At 28.0% G+C, this 21,555-nt stretch carries 18 protein-coding genes; 2 read left to right on the top strand and 16 right to left on the bottom strand.

Annotation, left to right across the window (positions count from 1 at the left end; genetic code table 11):
• Positions 1-51: 51 nt before the first annotated feature.
• From ARA56_RS16265 to ARA56_RS01225, 10 genes are all read right to left on the bottom strand, one after another.
• Positions 52-861 (bottom strand): CAP domain-containing protein, encoded by an 810-nt coding sequence (locus ARA56_RS16265; RefSeq protein ID WP_070205626.1) that lies wholly within the window; start codon positions 859-861, stop codon positions 52-54.
• A 287-nt stretch (positions 862-1,148) separates the two neighbouring features.
• Positions 1,149-3,800, bottom strand: coding sequence for a bifunctional acetaldehyde-CoA/alcohol dehydrogenase (adhE, locus tag ARA56_RS01265; RefSeq protein ID WP_055263149.1), 2,652 nt, complete (start codon positions 3,798-3,800; stop codon positions 1,149-1,151).
• Between the two features lie 303 nt (positions 3,801-4,103).
• On the bottom strand, positions 4,104-4,688 hold the full coding sequence (locus tag ARA56_RS01260) for a hypothetical protein (RefSeq protein WP_055263147.1): 585 nt from the start codon (positions 4,686-4,688) through the stop codon (positions 4,104-4,106).
• 141 nt (positions 4,689-4,829) lie between these two features.
• Positions 4,830-5,291, bottom strand: coding sequence for a MarR family winged helix-turn-helix transcriptional regulator (locus ARA56_RS01255; protein WP_055263145.1), 462 nt, complete (start codon positions 5,289-5,291; stop codon positions 4,830-4,832).
• 135 nt (positions 5,292-5,426) lie between these two features.
• The gene (locus ARA56_RS01250; RefSeq protein WP_055263143.1) at positions 5,427-6,344 is read right to left on the bottom strand and encodes a tetratricopeptide repeat protein; all 918 of its coding nucleotides are present in this window, start codon (positions 6,342-6,344) and stop codon (positions 5,427-5,429) included.
• A 43-nt stretch (positions 6,345-6,387) separates the two neighbouring features.
• Positions 6,388-6,717, bottom strand: a complete 330-nt coding sequence (locus ARA56_RS01245; RefSeq protein WP_055263141.1) for a hypothetical protein — start codon at positions 6,715-6,717, stop codon at positions 6,388-6,390.
• Between the two features lie 14 nt (positions 6,718-6,731).
• Entirely contained in the window at positions 6,732-7,859 is a 1,128-nt protein-coding gene (locus ARA56_RS01240) for an SEC-C metal-binding domain-containing protein (protein WP_055263139.1), read from the bottom strand.
• Between the two features lie 122 nt (positions 7,860-7,981).
• Positions 7,982-8,362, bottom strand: coding sequence for a zinc-ribbon domain-containing protein (locus tag ARA56_RS01235; RefSeq protein WP_055263137.1), 381 nt, complete (start codon positions 8,360-8,362; stop codon positions 7,982-7,984).
• Positions 8,363-8,537: 175 nt separating this feature from the next.
• A complete protein-coding gene (locus ARA56_RS01230) occupies positions 8,538-9,482 on the bottom strand; it encodes an SPFH domain-containing protein (RefSeq protein ID WP_055263135.1) in 945 nt (314 codons plus the stop codon).
• 1 nt (position 9,483) lies between these two features.
• A complete protein-coding gene (locus tag ARA56_RS01225) occupies positions 9,484-9,912 on the bottom strand; it encodes an NfeD family protein (RefSeq protein ID WP_055263133.1) in 429 nt (142 codons plus the stop codon).
• Positions 9,913-10,239: 327 nt separating this feature from the next.
• Between ARA56_RS01225 and ARA56_RS01220 the strand changes: the two genes are divergently transcribed.
• On the top strand, positions 10,240-12,144 hold the full coding sequence (locus ARA56_RS01220) for an NAD(+) synthase (protein ID WP_055263131.1): 1,905 nt from the start codon (positions 10,240-10,242) through the stop codon (positions 12,142-12,144).
• 21 nt (positions 12,145-12,165) lie between these two features.
• On the opposite strand, the gene ARA56_RS01215 is transcribed toward ARA56_RS01220, so the two are convergent.
• The 6 genes from ARA56_RS01215 to ARA56_RS01190 all read right to left on the bottom strand — a co-directional run bounded on the left by ARA56_RS01215 (position 12,166) and on the right by ARA56_RS01190 (position 18,561).
• On the bottom strand, positions 12,166-12,762 hold the full coding sequence (locus ARA56_RS01215; protein WP_148315726.1) for a hypothetical protein: 597 nt from the start codon (positions 12,760-12,762) through the stop codon (positions 12,166-12,168).
• Between the two features lie 39 nt (positions 12,763-12,801).
• Positions 12,802-13,452, bottom strand: a complete 651-nt coding sequence (locus tag ARA56_RS01210) for a deoxynucleoside kinase (RefSeq protein WP_055263127.1) — start codon at positions 13,450-13,452, stop codon at positions 12,802-12,804.
• Positions 13,453-13,503: 51 nt separating this feature from the next.
• The gene (locus ARA56_RS01205) at positions 13,504-15,417 is read right to left on the bottom strand and encodes a hypothetical protein (RefSeq protein ID WP_055263125.1); all 1,914 of its coding nucleotides are present in this window, start codon (positions 15,415-15,417) and stop codon (positions 13,504-13,506) included.
• A gap of 91 nt (positions 15,418-15,508) precedes the next feature.
• Positions 15,509-16,372, bottom strand: coding sequence for an NAD(P)/FAD-dependent oxidoreductase (locus ARA56_RS01200; RefSeq protein ID WP_055263123.1), 864 nt, complete (start codon positions 16,370-16,372; stop codon positions 15,509-15,511).
• Between the two features lie 14 nt (positions 16,373-16,386).
• On the bottom strand, positions 16,387-16,701 hold the full coding sequence (trxA, locus tag ARA56_RS01195) for a thioredoxin (RefSeq protein WP_032118049.1): 315 nt from the start codon (positions 16,699-16,701) through the stop codon (positions 16,387-16,389).
• A 150-nt stretch (positions 16,702-16,851) separates the two neighbouring features.
• Positions 16,852-18,561 carry an ABC transporter ATP-binding protein gene (locus tag ARA56_RS01190; RefSeq protein ID WP_055263121.1) on the bottom strand — a complete coding sequence of 570 codons (1,710 nt, stop codon included), beginning with the start codon at positions 18,559-18,561 and terminating at the stop codon, positions 16,852-16,854.
• A gap of 177 nt (positions 18,562-18,738) precedes the next feature.
• Between ARA56_RS01190 and ARA56_RS01185 the strand changes: the two genes are divergently transcribed.
• Positions 18,739-21,351 (top strand): cation-translocating P-type ATPase, encoded by a 2,613-nt coding sequence (locus tag ARA56_RS01185; protein WP_055263119.1) that lies wholly within the window; start codon positions 18,739-18,741, stop codon positions 21,349-21,351.
• Positions 21,352-21,555: the final 204 nt, after the last annotated feature.

Here is a 21,555-nt window from a genome sequence, read left to right as displayed (position 1 = left end):
GGAGCTATTACAAAATGTATAGCTCCTTAAATAATTAAAGTTAATATTTATCTATCTATAAAACTCTTGTGTTGCATAAACTGTATTACCAATCTTATATACCCCTACTCCAATAGAAGTAAAATTAGTTGATAATATGTTAGCTCTATGACCTGATGAATTCATCCAGTTAGTCATAAATTGATTAGCTAATGTAGCTGCATCAGAAACGCCACCTATATAAGCTATATTTTCTCCCCACGAACTATAACTTACACCATCCCTTTGCATTTGAGCTGTTATAAGTTCGCCTTCTGGATTATTATGGTCAAAGTATCCCCTGTCTCCCATATCTTGAGATTTTATTCTTGCATAACGCTCCATCGTACTATTATAAGATAGTGGAGCAAGTCCATTTTTACTTCTTTCTTCATTCACTTTATTAAAAATCATACTTTCTACTTCAGACATAAAATCAGAAGAGTAGCTTGGAGTTTGTGTTTCAATGTTTGGTTCAGAGAATTCAATAGTATTCTGCTCTGATTCTACTACCTGTTTGGATTCCTCAGTATAATTCTCTATAGCATCATTAGATGCTTCCGTTTCTTTTTCTACATAATTTTGGATTGGCTGCGAATTTTCTATCATTGCAGTTTGGACATCACTATCATTGGTAATTTCTACGCTTTCAACCTCTACGTTTTCTTGAGATTTATCATCATCTTTTTCTCTAGAATTATTATCTTCTATACTTTTCTCTTGAATAACTTTTTTATCAGCTAACTTGCTTGAATCATCAACCTTTGAACCTAATACAATAGCAGCACCCAATCCCCCTATTATACAAATCGATATAATCGCGGCTATAAGTTTATTTTTCATTGTACCACCCCTTTTTATTTTTTCGAACAACATAATACTTGTCCAATATTTTATTAGTAAAGTACTTTTACTTCACTTAACATAGCCAATTACATTTATACCATAAAGCTGCTATTATCTTAATAGTAGATTCCTGTTTAACATTGAATAATCTCTCTTTATTTTCATAACTTTCTTTAATTACTATATGTAACCTCTATTCTTTTACAATAAAAATAGGACCTTAGCATTTCTACTAAGATCCCTATTGAAAGTAATAAATTTTTTACATCATTATTTATAAAGTACTATTTTTGTTTCTTTTCTTTTTTCTTTGTATTCTCTACTGCTGCTTCTGCCATAACATTAGCCTTTTCTCCATAATATGAAGTAATATACATTTCTTTTAACTCACTCATTAATGGATATCTTGGATTTGCACCTGTACATTGATCATCAAATGCTTGCTCTACCATTTCATCTAATGTTTCCATAAATTTAACTTCACTTACTCCAGCTTCTTGAATTGTCTTTGGCATATTAACCTTTGCTTGTAATTCGTCTATTGCCTTTAATAATAATTCAACTTTTTCAGCTTCAGTATTTCCGCCTAATCCTAAGTGATCAGCAATTCTTGCGTATCTCCATGCTGCATTTGGATACTTATATTGAGCAAATGCTGCTTGCTTAGTTGGTGCATCAGTAGCATTAAATTTGATAACTTCTTTCATAACTAAAGCATTAGCCATACCGTGTGGTAAGTGATGGAATGCACCTAGCTTATGAGCCATTGAGTGATTAATTCCTAAGAATGCATTACTAAATGCCATACCTGCCATACATGAAGCATGAGCCATCTTTTCTCTAGCTTTAACATTAGTAGTTCCCTCGTTATAAGCATCTGGTAAATATTTAAATACTAATCTTATTGCTTCTAACGCTAATCCATTAGTATATTCTGAAGCCATAATTGAAACGTAAGCTTCAATTGAATGAACTAATACATCTATACCAGCACAAGCTGTTAACCCTTTTGGTGATGTCATCATTAATTCAGCATCAACTATAGCCATATCAGGTGTTAATTCATAGTCAGCTAATGGATATTTAACTCCAGTTTCTTCATCAGTTATTACTGCGAACGGTGTTACTTCTGATCCAGTACCAGCTGAAGTTGCTATAGCAACCATCATTGCTTTTTGTCCCATTGTTGGGAATTTGTATATTCTCTTTCTGATATCCATAAATGTCATAGCTAAATCATGGAAGTTAACTTCTGGATGTTCATACATAACCCACATAATCTTTGCAGCATCCATAGCTGATCCACCACCTAATGAAATAACAACATCTGGTTGGAAGCTTGTCATTTCTGCTGCTCCAGCTCTAGCACATCTTAAAGTTGGGTCTGGCTCAACATCAGAGAATATTTTATATTGAATTCCATTCGCTTCTAATATTTCAGTAACTTTATTTGTATATCCTAATTCAAATAACACTCTATCTGTTACTATGAAAGCTTTCTTTTTACCCATCTCTCCTAATTCTTGTAAAGCAACTGGTAAACATCCGTATTTGAAGTAAGTTTTTTCTGGAACTCTAAACCAAAGCATATTTTCTCTCCTTTCAGCTATACTCTTAACGTTTATTAAATGCTTAGGACCAACATTTTCTGAAACTGAGTTTCCACCCCAAGAACCGCATCCTAATGTTAATGATGGTGCTAATTTGAAGTTATATAAATCTCCGATTGCCCCTTGAGCTGCTGGCATATTTATTAAAGTTCTAGCAGTTTTCATTCTTTCGCCAAATACTAATACTCTATCTCTATTTATTATTTGATCTGTATAAAGGATTGAAGTATGTCCCATACCACCTAATTCAATTAATCTATCAGCTTTATCTAAAGCTTCTTCAAATGTAGTAGCCTTGTACATAGCTAAAACTGGAGATAATTTTTCATGAGAGAATGGTTCTTCTAATTCAACAGATGTAACTTCTCCAACTAATACTTTAGTTGTTTCTGGAACATCAACACCAGCCATTGTTGCTATCTTATGAGCAGTTTGTCCAACTATATCAGCATTTAAGCCGCCTCTTTCATTTAAAATAACTTTTCTTACTTTATCTATTTCTTCACCTTTAAGGATATACGCTCCTCTTTCAGCTAATTCAGTTCTCACTTCATTATAAACTTGTTCTAAAACTATTATTGATTGTTCTGATGCACAAATAACTCCGTTATCAAATGTTTTTGATAATAAAATTGAATTTACAGCCATTTTAATATGTGCACTTTCATCTATAATTGCTGGTGTATTACCTGCTCCAACACCTAAAGCTGGTCTTCCTGATGAGTAAGCAGCTTTAACCATTGCTGGCCCACCTGTTGCAAGAATTATATCTGACTCTCTCATAACATTTTGTGATAATTCAACTGATGGTTCATCTATCCATCCAATTATTCCTTCTGGAGCTCCAGCTTTTACTGCTGCATCTAATACTATTCTAGCTGCTTCAATTGTCGCTTTTTTAGCTCTTGGATGTGGTGATATTATTATTGCATTTCTAGTTTTTAAGGCTATTAAACACTTAAATATCGCTGTTGATGTTGGGTTTGTTGTTGGAACTATTGCTGCAATAACTCCGATTGGCTCAGCGATTTTAGTAATACCATTTGTTTTATCTTCTTCTAAAACCCCACAAGTTTTTAAGTTTTTATATTGATTATATATATATTCAGCTGCAAAGTTATTTTTAATTACTTTGTCTTCAACTATTCCCATTCCTGTTTCTTCAACAGCCATCTTTGCTAATTTAATTCTATTATGGTTAGCTGCTAAAGCTGCTTGTCTAAAAATTTCATCAACTTGTTCTTGATTAAATTTTGAAAATTCTCTTTGAGCCTTTCTTAATTCTTCAATTCTTTTTGTTAACTCTTGAGCATTTGTTACTATCATTCTATTTCCTCCTAAATATATATGAATTTTACTTATTTACTTATTTTAGTTATTTAACTTATACTGTGTTTGTTATTTTTTTAACATCTCCTATGTCTTTATTTTATTCTATTGTTTATTTTTTGTCAATCTTTTTTTATGGTAATTTTTGAATTTTATTTTTAAATACTTCTCCCCCTTGTAAAACCTTTATATTTACAGATATTTTTATTCATTATTTCCTTTTTATCCTTTTTTTACTTTTAAAGCACAAAAGCAATTGTTATATAGATAACAATTGCTTTTGTGTATGTATTATCAATCCTAATTAAATTCTGTTACTATTTCCTTATTTACTATACCAGTTTTATTAAATATTATTTCTTTTACTTTATTACTCTCACTATTAGCTACTCTAAGGTATATTTCTTTGTTAGCCGTATTAATAACTATAAACTTTCTACTACCTATCTGATTTTGTACGGTAGTTATTGATTTTATCTTATCCCATGATAAAAAATTTCCATCATAACATACAATTCCTTCTTCATACATAATAGGTTTTACAAGTATACTTAAAATAAAATTTATTATTAAAAAAAGACTCAAAATACCTATAGTCAGCTTATTTAAAGTTCCAGATTTACTATAAAGTTTCTGTACCATTACACTTAACATATATTTACTAATAATTATTTCCTCATCACTTTTTTTGGTTAATCCAATTAAATTACTCATAAATATAATTAATCCAAGTAAAGGATAATATCTAATTTTACCTTTAAAACTATATATCTTTTTAGATATTTTTGTATTATTTATAATCTTTTTAATTATCATAGAACCAAAATCATATATACTATATACAGATAACCCTATCGCTATTATCATAAGTACATCTTGCCACATTTCTTCACCTCGTAATAATTTACAATTTTAATATTATATAAATATGATTCAACATTAAGCATATATTTATTCATTTTTCATATTAAGTTATCTTAATTATAAAAAAATAGACATCAAATCAGATGTCTATTTAAACACTTATTATTTTATAAGATGGTATTTTTCTTCAAAGAATTCAGATACTCTCTTTAATGCCGATACTAAAACTATCTCCTCTTCTTTAGAGAAACTATCAATAGTGCATTTTACCATGTCATTATGAAATTCTTCATGATACTTAAATACTTCTTTCCCTTTATCAGTCAACATAACTAATACAACTCTTCTATCTTCTTCAATTCTTCTTCTATCTACATATCCCTTTTTTACAAGTTTATTTATAGCTGTAGTTAAAGTCCCAACGGTAATGCTTAAATCATAAGCTACTTCACTCATAGTTCTTTCTTTATCTAAAGATATTGCTTCAATGACATGAATTTCTGTCACCGAAAGATCCGAAAATTCACTATTTTGTAACCACTTTTCTTCAATATCTAAAATATCTCTAAACAACTGAACTAATAATTTATTCAGTACGCTTTCTGATTCACTTCTATTAGTCATCAATTTCACTCCTACTTAATTACTAATCCTATTCTAATAATAATAAATATTAGTTAAACTTTCAATCAAATTTTGATTTTTTTCTACAATTCTTTTATAATATTTATTTTATATATACACTATATAAGTATTACCTTAATCTCCATATAACTGTATATACTTATTTAGCGTTCTTATTGGATTTAATTCTTCATCATTTCTCATGTATTCTTCAAAAATTTCATCAAGCTTTATAGACATATGTAAATCTTCAAAAGCTTTATCATATTCTTTTAAATTAACATAAAAGCATGCTCTATTATAATATAAAAAACCTTGTTTCGGATTTTCTTTTATTCCTTCACTTATAATATCAATAGCCTCTTTAAATTTATTCTTCTCTCTATATAATACTGCATAATTTAAATAGCTATATGGAAATTTACTGTTTTCTAAAATAGATTTTTTATAAAACTCTTTAGCTTTCTCTTCATCTCCACACTTGGCCATGAACACTCCCATATTAAATAGTATTCTAAAATGATTTGGTGCTATCTCCAAAGCATTCATCATATATTTTAGTGCTAATTTGTTTTCTCCGATTTCATCATATATACAGGCTAAATTCGCATTTGCCCATAAATCTTCTGGATTTAAATTTATTACTTTTTTATAGCAATCTATCGCTTTCTCTTTTTCTCCAATCTCATCATAACAATTAGCCAAAAAGAAATATGCTTTATCATAATTCTCATCAATAGAAATTGTCTTTTTATAATATTTTATAGCTTCTATAAAATTTTCACTTTCATCATAAAGTACTCCAATTCCATAGTATGCTCTAGCTTCATTTTCATCTATATTCAAAACCTCTTTGTACATTTTCTTAGATAGTACAGGATTACCAAGCTTATCATATAAAAGTGCTATATCTAAAATTAATTCTACATCTTCTTTTCCTTCTTCACATTCATAAGCCTTCTTAAGAAATTTCAATGCTTTCATATTATTCTTTTCAGCTAAAAAACCTCTAGCTATACTTATATAATTATTAAACAAATACGACTTATCCAACGCTAACCACTTCCTATAGCAAAATTCACAATAAGTATAATACCTATTGTGAATCCTTTATTATATCTTTAATTCCTTTATTTATCCTTTTATAACTTAAAAATTCTACTATTGATATTTCTAAGATTAACATAAACCAATCTACATTAAATGCTATAGCTATACTTGCAAGAAATACATACATACTTCCCACAATACCATAATTCTCACCTATCCATTTATTTAATATTGATTGAATCTTTCCTTCTTCATCTTCAAAATCATAAAGAAATTTGATAAATCCATTTATCTTTTTAGATTTTGAAAAAACACTTATGGTTACACCTATACAAAACTCAATTATTCCAATTACTATAATGGCCATATTGAACATAATTTATAACCTCATTATTTTCCACAACACTTTTTGTACTTCTTACCACTTCCACAAATACAAGGATCATTTCTTCCAATTTTAACTTCATTAACTACTCTTTGCTCATTCTTCTTTATCTCGTTTTCATTATTTCCTTTTAGAGTCCATCTTCTAATACTTCTAGCAAAAACATCTAATTCATGTTTAAAAATATCTTTTTCTTCATCAGATTCAATTTCGTAAGCTTCTAAGAAAGCTTCTATAGCTTCATCTTTTGACATTTCATTCTTGATAGCTATTATGAATGAATCCATTTCTTCTCTTAAAATATTATTATCTATAACAAATAATTCTCTAAAAACTTTTTTTAGTTTTTCAGCCTGTTTATTTTCTTCAATAAAATCTGGTTCACCAGCCTTAATTAAACTTTTCTTATCAAATTTATAATAATCATTCTGACATAAACTTTGATCTTTTATTAATTTTTCAACATCTTCAACATCTATATGGTATAAGACTTCCTCATCAACCACATAATCATATCCTAATTCTTCCCCAGTTAGCGCTATAGTCTTTATAAAACCTAAATCAAATTCACATACGAATACTCTTTCTAAATTTTCCTTAATAGAAGTTATATCCATAACTCCATAATAATATATCATCCCTGCTATAGCTCTTATTATCTCTCTATTTAGTCTAGCTTTTTGATATAACTCTTTATTTATTTTTTCTTTAAATAATTCTATAAGTTCTTTTGGTAATATTACAAAAAGTTCGTCATCTACAGTTCCTGTAAATACTAATCCTCTATTTCTTAAATAATTTGAATATATTATATCATTACAGCTATATAATTTTTGTCCATTATTCTCTATTAACTCTTCAATAAATTTTAAAGTATCTTCATCGATAACATCTAAAGCTTGTTCATATTTTTCTAAAATACCATTTTTTATTCTTTCAACAACATCTGCTTTCTTTAAAGATGTTAGTCCTTTAATGGAATACTTTTTAGCAACTTTAACTAATTCTTCCTTTGTCATTTTTTCTAATAAAGACTCCAATAAGTTATCTTGAATGCTATTTTTCCACAGTCTCTCTACCGCTTTAATATCTGCCTTTATTATTTCTTCTTGTATTTTATTATTATCTGCCATATTATATTAAGTCACCTCATATCATATTCTGAAAAATCACATATACAATTATATATGTTTTTTTGATATAGTCAAAATTTTTTACTTATTATGTAATTAAACTTGACAATCACTTCAAAATTCTATTTTAATTTTTCACCACAATATTGACAAAATACAAAACCTTCTTCTATTTTTCTTCCACAATTAATACATATATTACCACCATTATAACTATATCCATCTAAGTCTTTTAAATCCCAATAATTTATCTCTATTTTCTCACCACCTTCTATACGTTTACCTTTTTCTTTTGATATACCATAAATATGATTACACTCATTATAAATAACATAATATTTTTCATTCCACTTAAATAGTGGAATGAAGAAGAAATGAAAAAAGCTATACTTTTTAATAACTTTCCCTAATTCGTACTTATTACATCCTTTACAGTATATATTCTGACTTTCATTTATTACTCTTTCTTTATTATCAACTCCAAATATTCCAATAAAAAACATATTAACCTCCACTATTTTCTTTCATTAACTCTATTATATCATAGTAGTTCTCCTTCTTATGTCAATTAATAATCAAAATTATACAAAAAAAGAATTGCCATATGAAAATTCATACGACAACTCTTCCTACGTAACCCTGTTGGGCTATTTATAATATTTCCTTATTTCTTTACTTTTATTCGTTATTACCTTTTAACATTTCTCCTATAGCAGCAATGCTTCCTAAAGATGATAATGTCTCATTAGGTAAAATTAACTTGTTAGCTGGATTATTTGCCATTTCTTTAAGAGCTTCTACTTGTTTTAATGCTATAACTGTTTCATTTGTACCTGATTCAATAATTGCTTGGTTAACTTTTCTGATAGCTTCTGCCTCAGCAATAGCTATTTGTTCTATAGCCTTAGCTTTACCTTCAGCTTCTAATAATTGAGACTCTCTTAAACCTTCTGCTCTTCTTATATTAGCTTGTTTTTCAGCTTCTGCTGATAAAATCTTAGCTTGCTTTTCCCCTTCAGCTCTTTCAATTTGAGATTGTCTTTGCCCTTCGGCTTCAAGAATAGCTGCTCTCTTATCTCTTTCAGCCTTCATTTGTTTTTCCATCGCTTGTTGTATTTCAGCTGGTGGAATTATATTTTTAATTTCAACTGATAGAATTTTAATACCATACGCATCTGTAACTTCATCAATTATACTTAAAAGATCTGAATTTATCTTATCTCTTCCTGATAATACTTCATCTAAAGTCATGTTACCAATGATATTTCTCATATTAGTTGTTGCTGAGTAAACTATACCTGATTTAAAATCTTCTATATTATATACAGCATCCCTTGCATTTAACATCTTATAGAAAATAACATTATCTACAGAAATTTTAACATTATCCTTTGTGATAACTGATTGAGGTGGTACATCTAAAATTTGTTGTTTAGTTGATACCTTTTTTCTTACAAAATCTACTCCAGGAATCATAAAGTGCCAACCTGGTTCTAAAATTCTATGAAATTGCCCCAATCTTTCTACTACGTATAAATAACCTGTGTTTACTACCTTAATAGATGATAGTAATACTAATAATACTATTAGTAATAAAACTCCAATAACAATTAATTTAATCATACTAATTCTCCTTTAATTCAACTATTAATTTATTACCTTCTATTCCTACTATAACGAATTGATCGTCCTTACTTATCTTCTTTCCTTTGTTATATGCTGTCCAATATATTCCATCTACTTTAATCTTAGATTTTTCAACTATATCTTCATTTGCTTTCATAACTCTTCCTATATATGCTTGTTCCATAGTAAGTGTATGATTTTTTTCTACCTTAAATTTCTTCTTAGCCCAAGGATACCCCACAGCAATTAAAACTATTCCCGTTATCAAGAATACTATAAACTGCAAAGCCATACTTATGCCAAAGAATGATAAAATTATTGCTACTAATGCTCCTATTGAAAACCACATAAATATAAAACTACTTGTAACTATATCAACTATTATTGCGACAACTGCTACTACTAACCAAATAATAACATCTAACATAGTTCTCCCCCTTTCATTAATAATAAAAGTATTTTACCATGAAATATATAGATACAACTTTGTGGATAAGTTTATTATATAACACTTTCCAATAAATTGATATTTATATATTTTATTCTTCATGCTTACAGTATATGCTATTTTTTATTTTATTGCAAGTTATTTTTTATTATTTTATAAGTTATTTCAAACCATTTAATATCGTAGTTTTAATTTTCCTTTTCTTTTCGTTGATTTTATAGCATTTTCCTTTTATTATTGTCTTATATGTATTATATTAACTTTTTAATCTAATACTAAATAATATTTATTTACGGAGATGATAAAATGGATTTTATAAAAGTCGGAGCAGCGTGCCCTAAAACTAGAGTTGCAGATATAGTTTATAATATAGAAAATATATGTCATTGTATTGAAGATGCAAAAAATAAGAATATAAAATTCTTAGTATTTCCTGAATTATGCGTTACTTCTTATACTTGTGGAGATTTATTTTTAAATTCTTCACTTATAAATGCATCTATAAAAGGTTTAGAGTCTATTGTGAAAAGTAGCATAGATAAAGATATGTTAATAGCAGTAGGTGCACCACTTTTACATAATAACGTATTATACAATTGTGCCTATCTAATTTTTGAAGGAAATATCTTAGGTATCGTTCCTAAGTCATATATTCCTAACTATAGTGAATTCTATGAAAAAAGATGGTTTACTCAAGGTGTCAACATAATAGACCAAAAAGTTAACCTTTCATTCCAAAAAGATATTCCTTTCGGTACAAACTTAATATTTAATGCTGGAGATTATAAATTTGGAGTTGAGATTTGTGAAGATTTATGGGTAACTATTCCCCCTAGCTCTTATCTTTCTTTAGCTGGTGCCAATATTATAGGTAATCTTTCAGCCTCTAACGAACTAGTTAGCAAGAAAGATTACAGAAAATCTTTAATTTCTAACCAAAGTGCTAGATGTATGTCTTCTTATATCTATTCTTCAGCCGGTGTATATGAATCTACAACAGATTTATTATTTAGTGGTCACCTTATTATAGCTGAAAATGGATCTATCTTGGAAGAAAACTCAAGATTCCAAAGAGAAAATGAAGTTATTTCATCTTGTGTAGATGTATTTAAATTAAACTCTGAAAGATTAAAGAATTTAAGTTTTAGAGATTCTTCATCTTTTTTACTACATCAATTTAAATATATTAATTTCGCTTTTAAAGATGTTAAAATAAATGAATTTACTAGATATATAGATAAGCATCCTTTCGTTCCATCAAATATTCATGAGCGCGATGAAAGATGCAAAGAAATCTTTAATATACAATCATCAGCTCTTGCAAAAAGACTAGAGCATGTTGGCTTAAAAAAAGCTGTTATAGGAATTTCCGGAGGACTTGATTCTACTTTAGCATTACTAGTAATTGCTAAGACATTTAAACTTCTTGGCATTGATAATAAAAATATTATTACTATTACAATGCCAGGCTTTGGAACTACAGATAGAACTTATAATAATGCTTTAACTCTATGTAAGGAACTTAACTGTGACCTTAGAGAAATAAACATAGTTGAAGCCTCTCTTCAACACTTTAAAGATATAGGCCACGATAAAGATATACACGATGTAACATATGAGAATGTTCAAGCTAGGGAAAGAACTCAAATACTTATGGATTTAGCAAATAAAGAAGGTGGATTACTTATAGGTACTGGAGACCTTTCTGAATTAGCATTAGGTTGGTGTACTTATAATGGAGATCATATGAGCATGTACTCCGTAAATCCTTCAATTCCTAAAACTCTTGTAAGGTATTTAGTTAAGTATGTAGCTGAAAATGAATCTAACAAAGATGTTTCTGAAACATTATTAGATATTTTAGATACTCCAGTAAGTCCTGAATTGCTACCTAAAGATAGCGAGGGAAATATCTCTCAAAAAACAGAAGATATAGTAGGTCCTTACGAGCTTCATGACTTTTTCCTATATCACTTTATAAAACATGGTTCTTCAAAAGAGAGAATATTATTCTTAGCAGAAAATGCCTTTAAAAATGACTATTCTAAAGAAGAGATTGAAAAATGGTTAGATAAATTCATATATAGATTTTTCACTCAACAATTTAAACGAAGCGCATTACCTGATGGTCCAAAAGTTGGAACTATTTCTTTAAGCCCTAGAGGTGATTGGAGAATGCCATCTGATGCATCATTTGCTTCATTTAAATAATAAGAAGAAAAAGAGTGGAATTTAATTTCCACTCTTTTTGTTTAATTCTAATTTAATTTCAATATTAGACTTTGGTATATATTCTATAACAACACTTTTCTCATTTAATTCATTAATATTAAAATCTTCTTCTGAAATATTTTTTAAATCTATTTCTTCCAATATTTTATTCGTTGACTTATTCACTATATTTATACTATCAAAATCATCTCTATTTAAACTAGATAGTATTATATACTTTTTTCTATTATTCTCATAAATATCTATCATAGCAATAGAATTATCACTTTTAACAATTCTCTCGAGATTATAAACATTATACTTGCCAAATTTCCCTTTATTTTCATAACTCAAAATTATATTTTCTTGACAATCTGCTTCATAAAATATCAATGTTCTATTATTATAATCTCTTTCCCCAATAATAGTTATATTCTCATTGTAACCTTGTCCACTATCTCTACTTAAAAAATCCTCCAGTTGCACCTCTAAGTAATTCTCAGTAGCATAAGTCAAAAATTGAAATCCTCCAGAAGCTAATTTAAATAGCACTACTGAAATTAACATTATTACTCCTAAACTAATTGAAAGTAATATTATTTTTGCTTTCTTCGTCATCCCCTCACATCTCACTCTCTAATACTCTTATACCTTTTATTATCCTCTTACTTCTCTTAACTTTTCTTCTACTAATTTTATAAGTATTTCTTTATCATCTTCATTATTAACCACGTCTAAATTGTCCATATCAATTACCACAACTTCTGACGCATTATAATAATTATTTATCCAATTATCATAATCCTCCCATAAAAAATGATAATAATCTCTTAAGCTATCATCAATTTCAAAATCTCTTCCTCTTAAATTTATTCTTTTCATTACAGTTTCAAATGAACCTTTTAAATATACCATAATATCTGGAGCCTTCTTAGGAAGTTCTTCTAACTCACTCATCATGTTATTTAATAAACCTTCGTATATATTCATTTCTAATTCTGATATTCTTCCTAACTCCATATTTTTCTTTGCAAAATACCAATCTTCATAAATTGATCTATCAAGAACATTATTATCATAATGAAGTGCATCCTTTATGCTCTTAAATCTTGTATTTAAAAAATATAATTGTAATAAAAATGGATATCTTTTTTTTGCTATTTCTTCCTCTGTTTCACTATAAAATAGTGGTAAAATCGGATTATCATCTACACTTTCATAAAATACCTCTGATTTAAAATGTTCCCCTAATATTTCTGCTACAGAACTTTTCCCAAGCCCTATCATTCCACCTACTACTATCACCATATTTCACCTATCCTTCATCTTTTGTGCTGATTATACTTATTATTCAAATTATTAATTCAAGTATCCATTAGGATTTCTAATAACCATATTAAAAGCGTTAGAAACTTCTTTTATAACATCTTCATAACTTAAATAAAGCGCCAATTCTATTTCTTTATAATCTTCACTTATATTTGCAATTTTGCCGTATATTATTTTACCCCAATCCATAAGATTTTTCAAAACAATATTTTCTTTACTTTTTATATAACCAATAAAATAACCATCATTATTAAAAATTGATATTTTGTCACCTGTATCATTATTTTTATCAACTTTTAAATACACAATGTCCTCTTCATACAATTCTCTTCTTAACTTTATAATTTCTATATTTTCTGTTTTTTCAACCCATATATTAGTTAAGTATATATCTTTTACATGAATTTTCACTCTATACTTATCTAAATTCTCTTTCTCATTATTTATAGTTTCTTCGTCTAACAACAATAATAGTGATCTCAAGTTTTTCTTCTGATAACTATCAATTTCTTTTTCATACGTTAACTTAATCTCTTTAATAGCTTCGTCATCTAATCTATCTTTAATACTTTTTAAATTATTTAAGGCTTCTATTTTTGTTTTTATATATCTTGATTTAAGAGCTAATAAATTTAACTTTAAAAAGTCCTTATAATTTCTATCCATACAAACTATTATCAATAAAAAACAATAATCTTCTATATACTCTTCATCAAAATCTTCATCGTTTATGAGTTCATTTGTGTTAATTATTTTATCAAAATTTATTTTATCTAAAGCAAACTCAATTAAATCACTTCTATCTTTATCACTTCCACAGTTCATAACATAATTATATATTGAAATATCAAGAGGATTATCTTTAAGCGTACTTATTAATTCATCAAAAGTTAAATAAACATCCAAAGCCATGGCTACATCAATAATTTTACTTATTTCAGCACTCTTTAATTTAATACATTTTTTTAAAATATCAGTATAATCACTCTTTATAAAATTTTCTATTTCATAATCTATAAACTCCTCTTCTTCTTTTGATAATTCTAATTTATCAATTAAGCTACTCTCACCATCAACCTTATAGAATAGTGAAAATAATGCACACATAACATACAAACTATCAAATGAACATTTATATTTTTTAAACCAACCACAATAAATATCAATTAGTTCAAAAGAGATACTATTTACAAAACTTTCTCTAAGTTCATAAAGTAAAGATAAATTTCTAGTTAAAATTTTAAACATTTTATTTGTTTTTTCTTCTTCACTAAAGTATTGAACATAATCAATCTTATTAAATGAAATAGCAACTAAAAACTCTTGTAAAAATATATTGTTTACAGCGTCTCCTACTATCCATTTTTTTATTTCTAAAGCTATTGGCTCAATTTTAGACAATGATATAACTCGTCCATACCCAGTAGATCTTTTTGCAATCTCAAAAATTATAGAATTACATTTTTCATATCCCTTTATTCCTTCTATAGAATAAAAAATAAAATCATTATGATTAGAAAAAATCTTTAATATATTTAACCCTTCTTCATTAGAACCAAATCTTAACATCAATAACCCTAACTTTATTACCTCAAAGTCATCATATCTTTTTACAAAAGAAATAGCCAAATTATGCAATTCATCTTTTACAACAATTCCCTCTTTAATTAATATATCTAACTTTGATAAAAACTTATCATAGAAGTCAAGTAACTTATATCTTGTTATATAGTTTAATATTGGCTCTATATCATCTCTATAATCAATAATTAATTCCAATAATGCATCTGCAATTTCAGACTGTATATTTTCAGTATAATAATCATTGCTGTAGATCCTATCACATTCATCTTTGCCTGCTATATTAATATTCTGCTTTTTATAAGGTTTATGACCATTTTTATTCCAATGATTTTCTAAATTACTATATAATTCTGTACTCATAAATAATACCCCTTAAACACTTAGTCATAATAATTATATCAAAATATATAAGTAAAAAAAAGGAAACTACTTTGTGTAGTTTCCTTTTTTTTTACTTAACCTTTAAATTATCTAAATGCTTAACTGCACTCAACGCTGCTATATTACCTTCTCCAGCTGACTTAATATATTGATATGGCTTTCCAACACAATCTCCGGCAGCAAAGCAACCTTCTATATTAGTTTTCATTTCTCTATCAACTTTTATATGTCCATCTTCAATTTCTAATCCTGGAACTAGTTGCCCAGGTGAAATAGTATCTTTTAAGACAAATACTGCATCAGTTTCTAATTCAGCATTTTCTAATTTAAGTTTATTAACTTTTAACTCTCCACTTATTTCAACAGGTTTATCATGAATAACTTCAATACTATCATTTAATTCATATTCACCTTTATACATAGGAACATAATAAAGCTTACTTGCAAGCTCACTAACATATCTAGCCTCTTCTTCAGCCTCTTTATTATATCCTATTATTGTAACAACTTTATTTTTATAAAGAGGTGCATCACAAGTAGCACAATATCCTACACCTCTACCTAAAAATTCAAGTTCACCCTTTATAGCTTTTGTGTATTCCATACCTGTAGCTAAAATCAAGGTTTTCGCCTCATACATTTTTTCATTTACCATTAAAGCAAAATAATCACCCATAGCATAAATATTATTTACTCTCTCATATGTTATATTTATATTCATAGCATCTAAATGTTCTTGAAATTTATTTTTAATCTCTTCACCATTCATGCCATAAAACCCTAGGTAATTATTTACTTTAGGAGCTTTAACTAACTTATTAGTTAAATTCTTATTTCCAAAGATAATAAACTTCTTATTACGAATTTTTGCATTTAATGCAGCGGATAACCCAGCTGGGCCACTTCCTACTATAGCAATATCATATCTCTCCACCTATATCACGCTTCCTATACGTGCTTAGCAATAGCATCCTTTAATTGTGGTTTAGGCATAAAACCAACTAAAGTATCTACTGGTGCACCATTTTTCATAATTAAAATAGTTGGAATACTAGCTATTCTAAATTGATTCGCTAAATTTGGATTCTCATCTACATTAACCTTTACAAATTTAGCATTAGTTATTTCTCCAGCAACCTCTTCAAATATTGGAGCAATCATCTTACAAGGACCACACCATGAAGCCCAGAAATCTACTACTGAAACTCCATCAAAATTTAAAACCTCTGCTGAGAATTCATTTTCTTGTACATGTTTAACCATAATATTTCCTCCTAGTGTACCCCCACGGGGTATATTGTTTAAGTTCATTTTACTCTTTTAGATATTTTTAGTCAATACGAACTTAATATATTAACATCCTTATTTTGTCCCACTATCAACTATTTTATATTAACTTCTACCAGATAACTATTAGCTAACAACAGCATATCTATTTAACTCTGCATAAATTCCACTTTTCCTTATTAACTCTGCATGACTACCTTTTTCTTCTATGCCATTCTCTGTTAATACTATAATTTCATCAGCATTTTTAATTGTAGATAATCTGTGAGCTACTACTATTGTTGTTCTTCCCTTGCAAAGTTCCTCTAAAGATTTTTGTATTAAATACTCAGTAGTATTATCTAACGCAGAAGTTGCTTCATCTAATATTAAGATTGGTGGATTCTTAAGAAATACTCTTGCAATAGATATTCTTTGCTTTTGTCCTCCAGATAGTTTAACACCTCTCTCACCTATAAACGTATTATAGCCATCCTTCAAGCCAATTATATAATCATGAATATTAGCCTTTTTAGCTGCCTCTATAATTTCAGCATCTGTTGCATCTTGCTTTCCATATTTAATATTTTCTTTAATAGTTCCAGTAAATAAAAATACTTCTTGTTGTACTACACCTATATTATTTCTTAAAGATGATAAAGTTATATCATAAATGCTTATACCATCAATTTTTATATCTCCACTATCTACATCATAAAACCTAGGTATTAAATTACAAAAAGTAGATTTTCCTCCACCTGATGGGCCAACAAGTGCTAACATTTTTCCCTTTTCAATTTTTAAAGATACATCTTCTAATATTTTATTATCTTCGTAACTAAAATTAACATTACTGAATTCTATTTCTCCTTTGATATCCTTAATTTCAATTGCAGTATCACTTTCTTTTTCTATATCTTCTTCTATTATTTTAATAAATCTCTTAAATCCAGTCATACCACTTTGATATTGCTCCATAAAATTTACTAGCTTTTTAATAGGCTGAGTAAATAGCTTAATATAAAGCATATAAGCAAGAAAGTCTCCTATATCTATAATATTATAAAATGTAAATATTCCTCCTGATATTAATACAACGTAATCTAAAAAGTCTATTCCAAAATTAACTCCTGCAAAATATTCAGCCATTACTTTATATGCTCTTTCTCTCGCAGCTTTAAATTTTTCATTTCCTTTGTTAAATTTCTTCTTTTCATAATTATGTGATACATATGATTTCGAAATTCTTATTCCTGAAATTGAATTTTCCAAATTTGAATTAACTTCTGATGTTTCCACTCGTGTTTCCATAAAAGCATTATTCATTCTTGTTCTTTGTTTCCAAGTAAACATAACTATAAATGGAACAAATGCAAAGATTATTAATGTAAGTGGAAAGTTTATTGTACTTAAAACTATAAATGATCCTATAAGCATTACTACAGATATAAATATATCTTCTGGTCCATGATGCGCAAGCTCCGATACTTCCATAAGATCATTTATCATTCTACTCATTAAATCACCAGTTTTATTATTATCAAAATATGAATTAGGTAACTTCTGAAGATGATCAAACATATCCTTTCTCATATCAGCTTGCATTCTAACCCCAACAACATGTCCATAGTAATTCATAAAGTAACCACAAGCTGCTTTTATTAAATAAATAATTAAAAGAGTAATTGCAAAAACTCCAATAGTTCTAATATCTCTATTAGGAACAGCTTCATTTACTAGTTTTCTAGTCATCATAGGATAAAATAAATCAACACCTGATGCTATGGCTGCTACAATTAAATCTAAATAAAATAGTTTTTTATATGGTTTGTAATATGATATAAATTTTTTTATCATCAAACTCCCCCTCTACCGATAATTTATATCTTAATTAAACATTATACATATTTTTGCTTTTTATAACAATATACGAAAATCATTTCTATCAATAGTTCCCTTTAAAGTCATTATTATTAATTTCTTTTAATAACATATTTATATAAAACTTTTTATTAATTATTAGAGGTGATAAATATGTATTCTAATGAGCCTATCGATAAAGTTATATCTATGCTTAATGCAGATATAACAAATGGCCTTTCTTCTAAAACTGCAGAAGAAATTCTCTTAAAAAATGGTAAAAACAAACTAATTACAAAAAAGAAAAAAACGCTTCTAGAACTATTTCTTTCACAAATTAATGATGTGATGATATATATACTTATTGCAGCTGCTCTTATATCAGCTTTTCTAGGAGAAATAAGTGATTCTATAATCATTGTTATAGTTATTCTTTTAAATGCCACTATAGGAGTTATTCAAGAAAATAAAGCTGAAAAAGCTTTAGAAGCTTTAAAATCTTTATCAACACCTAAAGCTATTGTAAAAAGAGATGGGGTAATACTTGAGATTCCTTCTGAAGATGTTGTAGTAGGTGACCTAGTTATAATAGACGCTGGTAGATACATTCCTGCTGATTTACGATTAATAGAATCTATCAATCTGAAAATAGATGAATCTGCTTTTACTGGTGAATCATTGCCTGCTGAAAAAGATTCAACTATAGTTTTATCTCATGATGATACTGCAATAGGAGATAAAGTTAATATGGCTTTTATGTCAACCTTGGCTACCTATGGTAGAGGAACTGGTATTGTAGTATCTACAGGTATGAACACTGAAATAGGTAAAATTGCTAAAATGCTTGATAGCGAAAATGAAAATATTACGCCTCTTCAAAAAAACTTAGCTCATCTAGGTAAAATTCTAGGTATAGGGGCAGTATCTATCTCTATATTAATGTTTATAATATCAATGTTACAAGGTCGAAATTTTCTTCAAATGTTCATGACATCTATAAGTTTAGCTGTTGCAGCTATACCAGAAGGTCTACCTGCTACTGTTGCTATAGTTCTTGCCCTTGGTGTACAAAGAATGAGTAAAGAAAATGCAATAATAAGAAAATTACCCGCTGTTGAAACTCTTGGTTCAGTAAATATTATATGTTCCGATAAAACCGGCACATTAACTCTAAATAAAATGACTGTTAAAAAGGCTTTTGTAAATAATTCTATAATCGATATTGATAAATTAGATATTAATCAAATTGAAAATAAACTTTTAATTGAAGGAATGGTCTTATGTAATGATGCAACTTCAACAAATGATTCTAAAAGTGGAGATCCTACAGAAATAGCTTTAATAGATATAGGCAATACTTTCAATCTTCTAAAAGACACTTTAAATACTACTCATAAAAGAGTATATGAAATCCCTTTTGATTCTGACCGTAAACTAATGAGCACAGTACACTTATACCAAAATAAATATAGAGTATTTACTAAGGGTGCTATAGATAATATCCTTAAAATCTCAACAAAAAAATTAGTAGATAACGAGATAGTACCTCTAAGTGATGAAGATAAAAACTATATATTAAATGTTTCAGACAAAATGTCTGATTCAGCCTTAAGAGTTTTAGCCCTTGCTTATAAAGATATAGATGGTCCTTATGAAAATATTCCAATAGAATCTGACCTAGTTTTTATAGGTTTTATGGGCATGATTGATCCACCAAGAAGTGAAGTTAAAAATTCAATAGCCATAAGCAAAAAGGCAGGAATTAGAACTGTTATGATAACTGGTGATCATAAAAATACAGCTTTTGCCATAGGTAGCGAGCTTGGCATAGCAAGTGATATTTCTGAAGCTTTATCAGGAAGTGAAATAGATTCTTACTCACAAGATGAATTTAATAAAATTGTTAATAATTATAATATTTTTGCAAGAGTTTCTCCTGAGCATAAAGTAAAAATTGTTAAAGCTTTAAAATCTCATGGTAATATTGTTTCTATGACGGGTGATGGCGTAAATGATGCTCCTTCACTAAAATTTGCTGATATAGGTGTAGCCATGGGAGTTACAGGAACTGATGTTGCAAAAGGTGCTGCAGATATGATTCTTACTGATGATAATTTTTCAACTATTGTAAAAGCAATAGAAGAAGGTAGAAATATATTTAACAATATAAAAAAATCTATAGTATTTTTACTTAGTAGTAATTTAGGAGAAGTACTAACTTTATTCGTTGCTATACTTCTTAATTGGCCTTCTCCTCTATTACCTATCCATATATTATGGATAAATCTTATAACTGATAGTTTACCTGCTTTAGCACTTGGAGTAGACCCTAAAGATCCTAATGTTATGTTAGAAAAGCCTCGTAACCCTAAAGACAATCTATTTTCTAACGGTACTGCAACAACTTTAATATTACTAGGAGTAATAATAGGCTTTACAACTTTATTTGCTTTTAAAGTAGGTGAATATCTATATCCTAACTCTTTAGTTCATGCTCAAACTATGTCATTTGTGGTCTTAAGCGGTTCGCAACTTATACTCTCTTTAGCTATGAGAAGTGAGAAAGTATCTGTTTTCAAAATTGGTCTATTTAAAAACAAAAAATTGCTAGGAGCTGTTTTAATAGGTATCATTCTTCAGATATCTATAGTTTCTATCCCACCAATTGCTAAAATATTTAGTGTTTTCTCTTTAACATTAAAAGATTGGCTTTTTGTATCCTTGCTATCCATAATACCATTTACCTTTTTTGAAATATCAAAGTTTTTTAGAAAAACTACTTATTAATAATATTACAACCACATTTTAATATTTGTGGTTGTATTTTTTATATTTTCCTTTTATTACACAATACCACCCCTTGCAGATAAACATACGTTCTGATAATATAAATATATCAATATTGGTGTTAGTATAAAGTAGTGGACACATTAAATCGAACTAAGTAAAATAATATTTAGTTAAGAAAGGATGTGTCCATTATGGGAAAGG

The sequence above is a fragment of the Clostridium disporicum genome (assembly GCF_001405015.1).
In the GTDB taxonomy this organism is placed as follows: domain Bacteria; phylum Bacillota; class Clostridia; order Clostridiales; family Clostridiaceae; genus Clostridium; species Clostridium disporicum_B.
This window is presented reverse-complemented; position numbering and strand designations above follow the sequence as displayed.

Coding starts and splice junctions, on each gene's coding strand:
- ARA56_RS01190 (WP_055263121.1), bottom strand. CDS start 18,561: ATGATAAAAAAATTTATATCATATTACAAACCATATAAAAAACTATTT.
- ARA56_RS01210 (WP_055263127.1), bottom strand. CDS start 13,452: ATGGTGATAGTAGTAGGTGGAATGATAGGGCTTGGGAAAAGTTCTGTA.
- ARA56_RS01260 (WP_055263147.1), bottom strand. CDS start 4,688: ATGTGGCAAGATGTACTTATGATAATAGCGATAGGGTTATCTGTATAT.
- ARA56_RS01220 (WP_055263131.1), top strand. CDS start 10,240: ATGGATTTTATAAAAGTCGGAGCAGCGTGCCCTAAAACTAGAGTTGCA.
- ARA56_RS01235 (WP_055263137.1), bottom strand. CDS start 8,362: ATGTTTTTTATTGGAATATTTGGAGTTGATAATAAAGAAAGAGTAATA.
- ARA56_RS01255 (WP_055263145.1), bottom strand. CDS start 5,291: ATGACTAATAGAAGTGAATCAGAAAGCGTACTGAATAAATTATTAGTT.
- adhE (WP_055263149.1), bottom strand. CDS start 3,800: ATGATAGTAACAAATGCTCAAGAGTTAACAAAAAGAATTGAAGAATTA.
- ARA56_RS01230 (WP_055263135.1), bottom strand. CDS start 9,482: ATGATTAAATTAATTGTTATTGGAGTTTTATTACTAATAGTATTATTA.
- ARA56_RS01215 (WP_148315726.1), bottom strand. CDS start 12,762: ATGACGAAGAAAGCAAAAATAATATTACTTTCAATTAGTTTAGGAGTA.
- ARA56_RS01205 (WP_055263125.1), bottom strand. CDS start 15,417: ATGAGTACAGAATTATATAGTAATTTAGAAAATCATTGGAATAAAAAT.
- ARA56_RS01240 (WP_055263139.1), bottom strand. CDS start 7,859: ATGGCAGATAATAATAAAATACAAGAAGAAATAATAAAGGCAGATATT.
- ARA56_RS01225 (WP_055263133.1), bottom strand. CDS start 9,912: ATGTTAGATGTTATTATTTGGTTAGTAGTAGCAGTTGTCGCAATAATA.
- trxA (WP_032118049.1), bottom strand. CDS start 16,701: ATGGTTAAACATGTACAAGAAAATGAATTCTCAGCAGAGGTTTTAAAT.
- ARA56_RS16265 (WP_070205626.1), bottom strand. CDS start 861: ATGAAAAATAAACTTATAGCCGCGATTATATCGATTTGTATAATAGGG.
- ARA56_RS01185 (WP_055263119.1), top strand. CDS start 18,739: ATGTATTCTAATGAGCCTATCGATAAAGTTATATCTATGCTTAATGCA.
- ARA56_RS01245 (WP_055263141.1), bottom strand. CDS start 6,717: ATGTTCAATATGGCCATTATAGTAATTGGAATAATTGAGTTTTGTATA.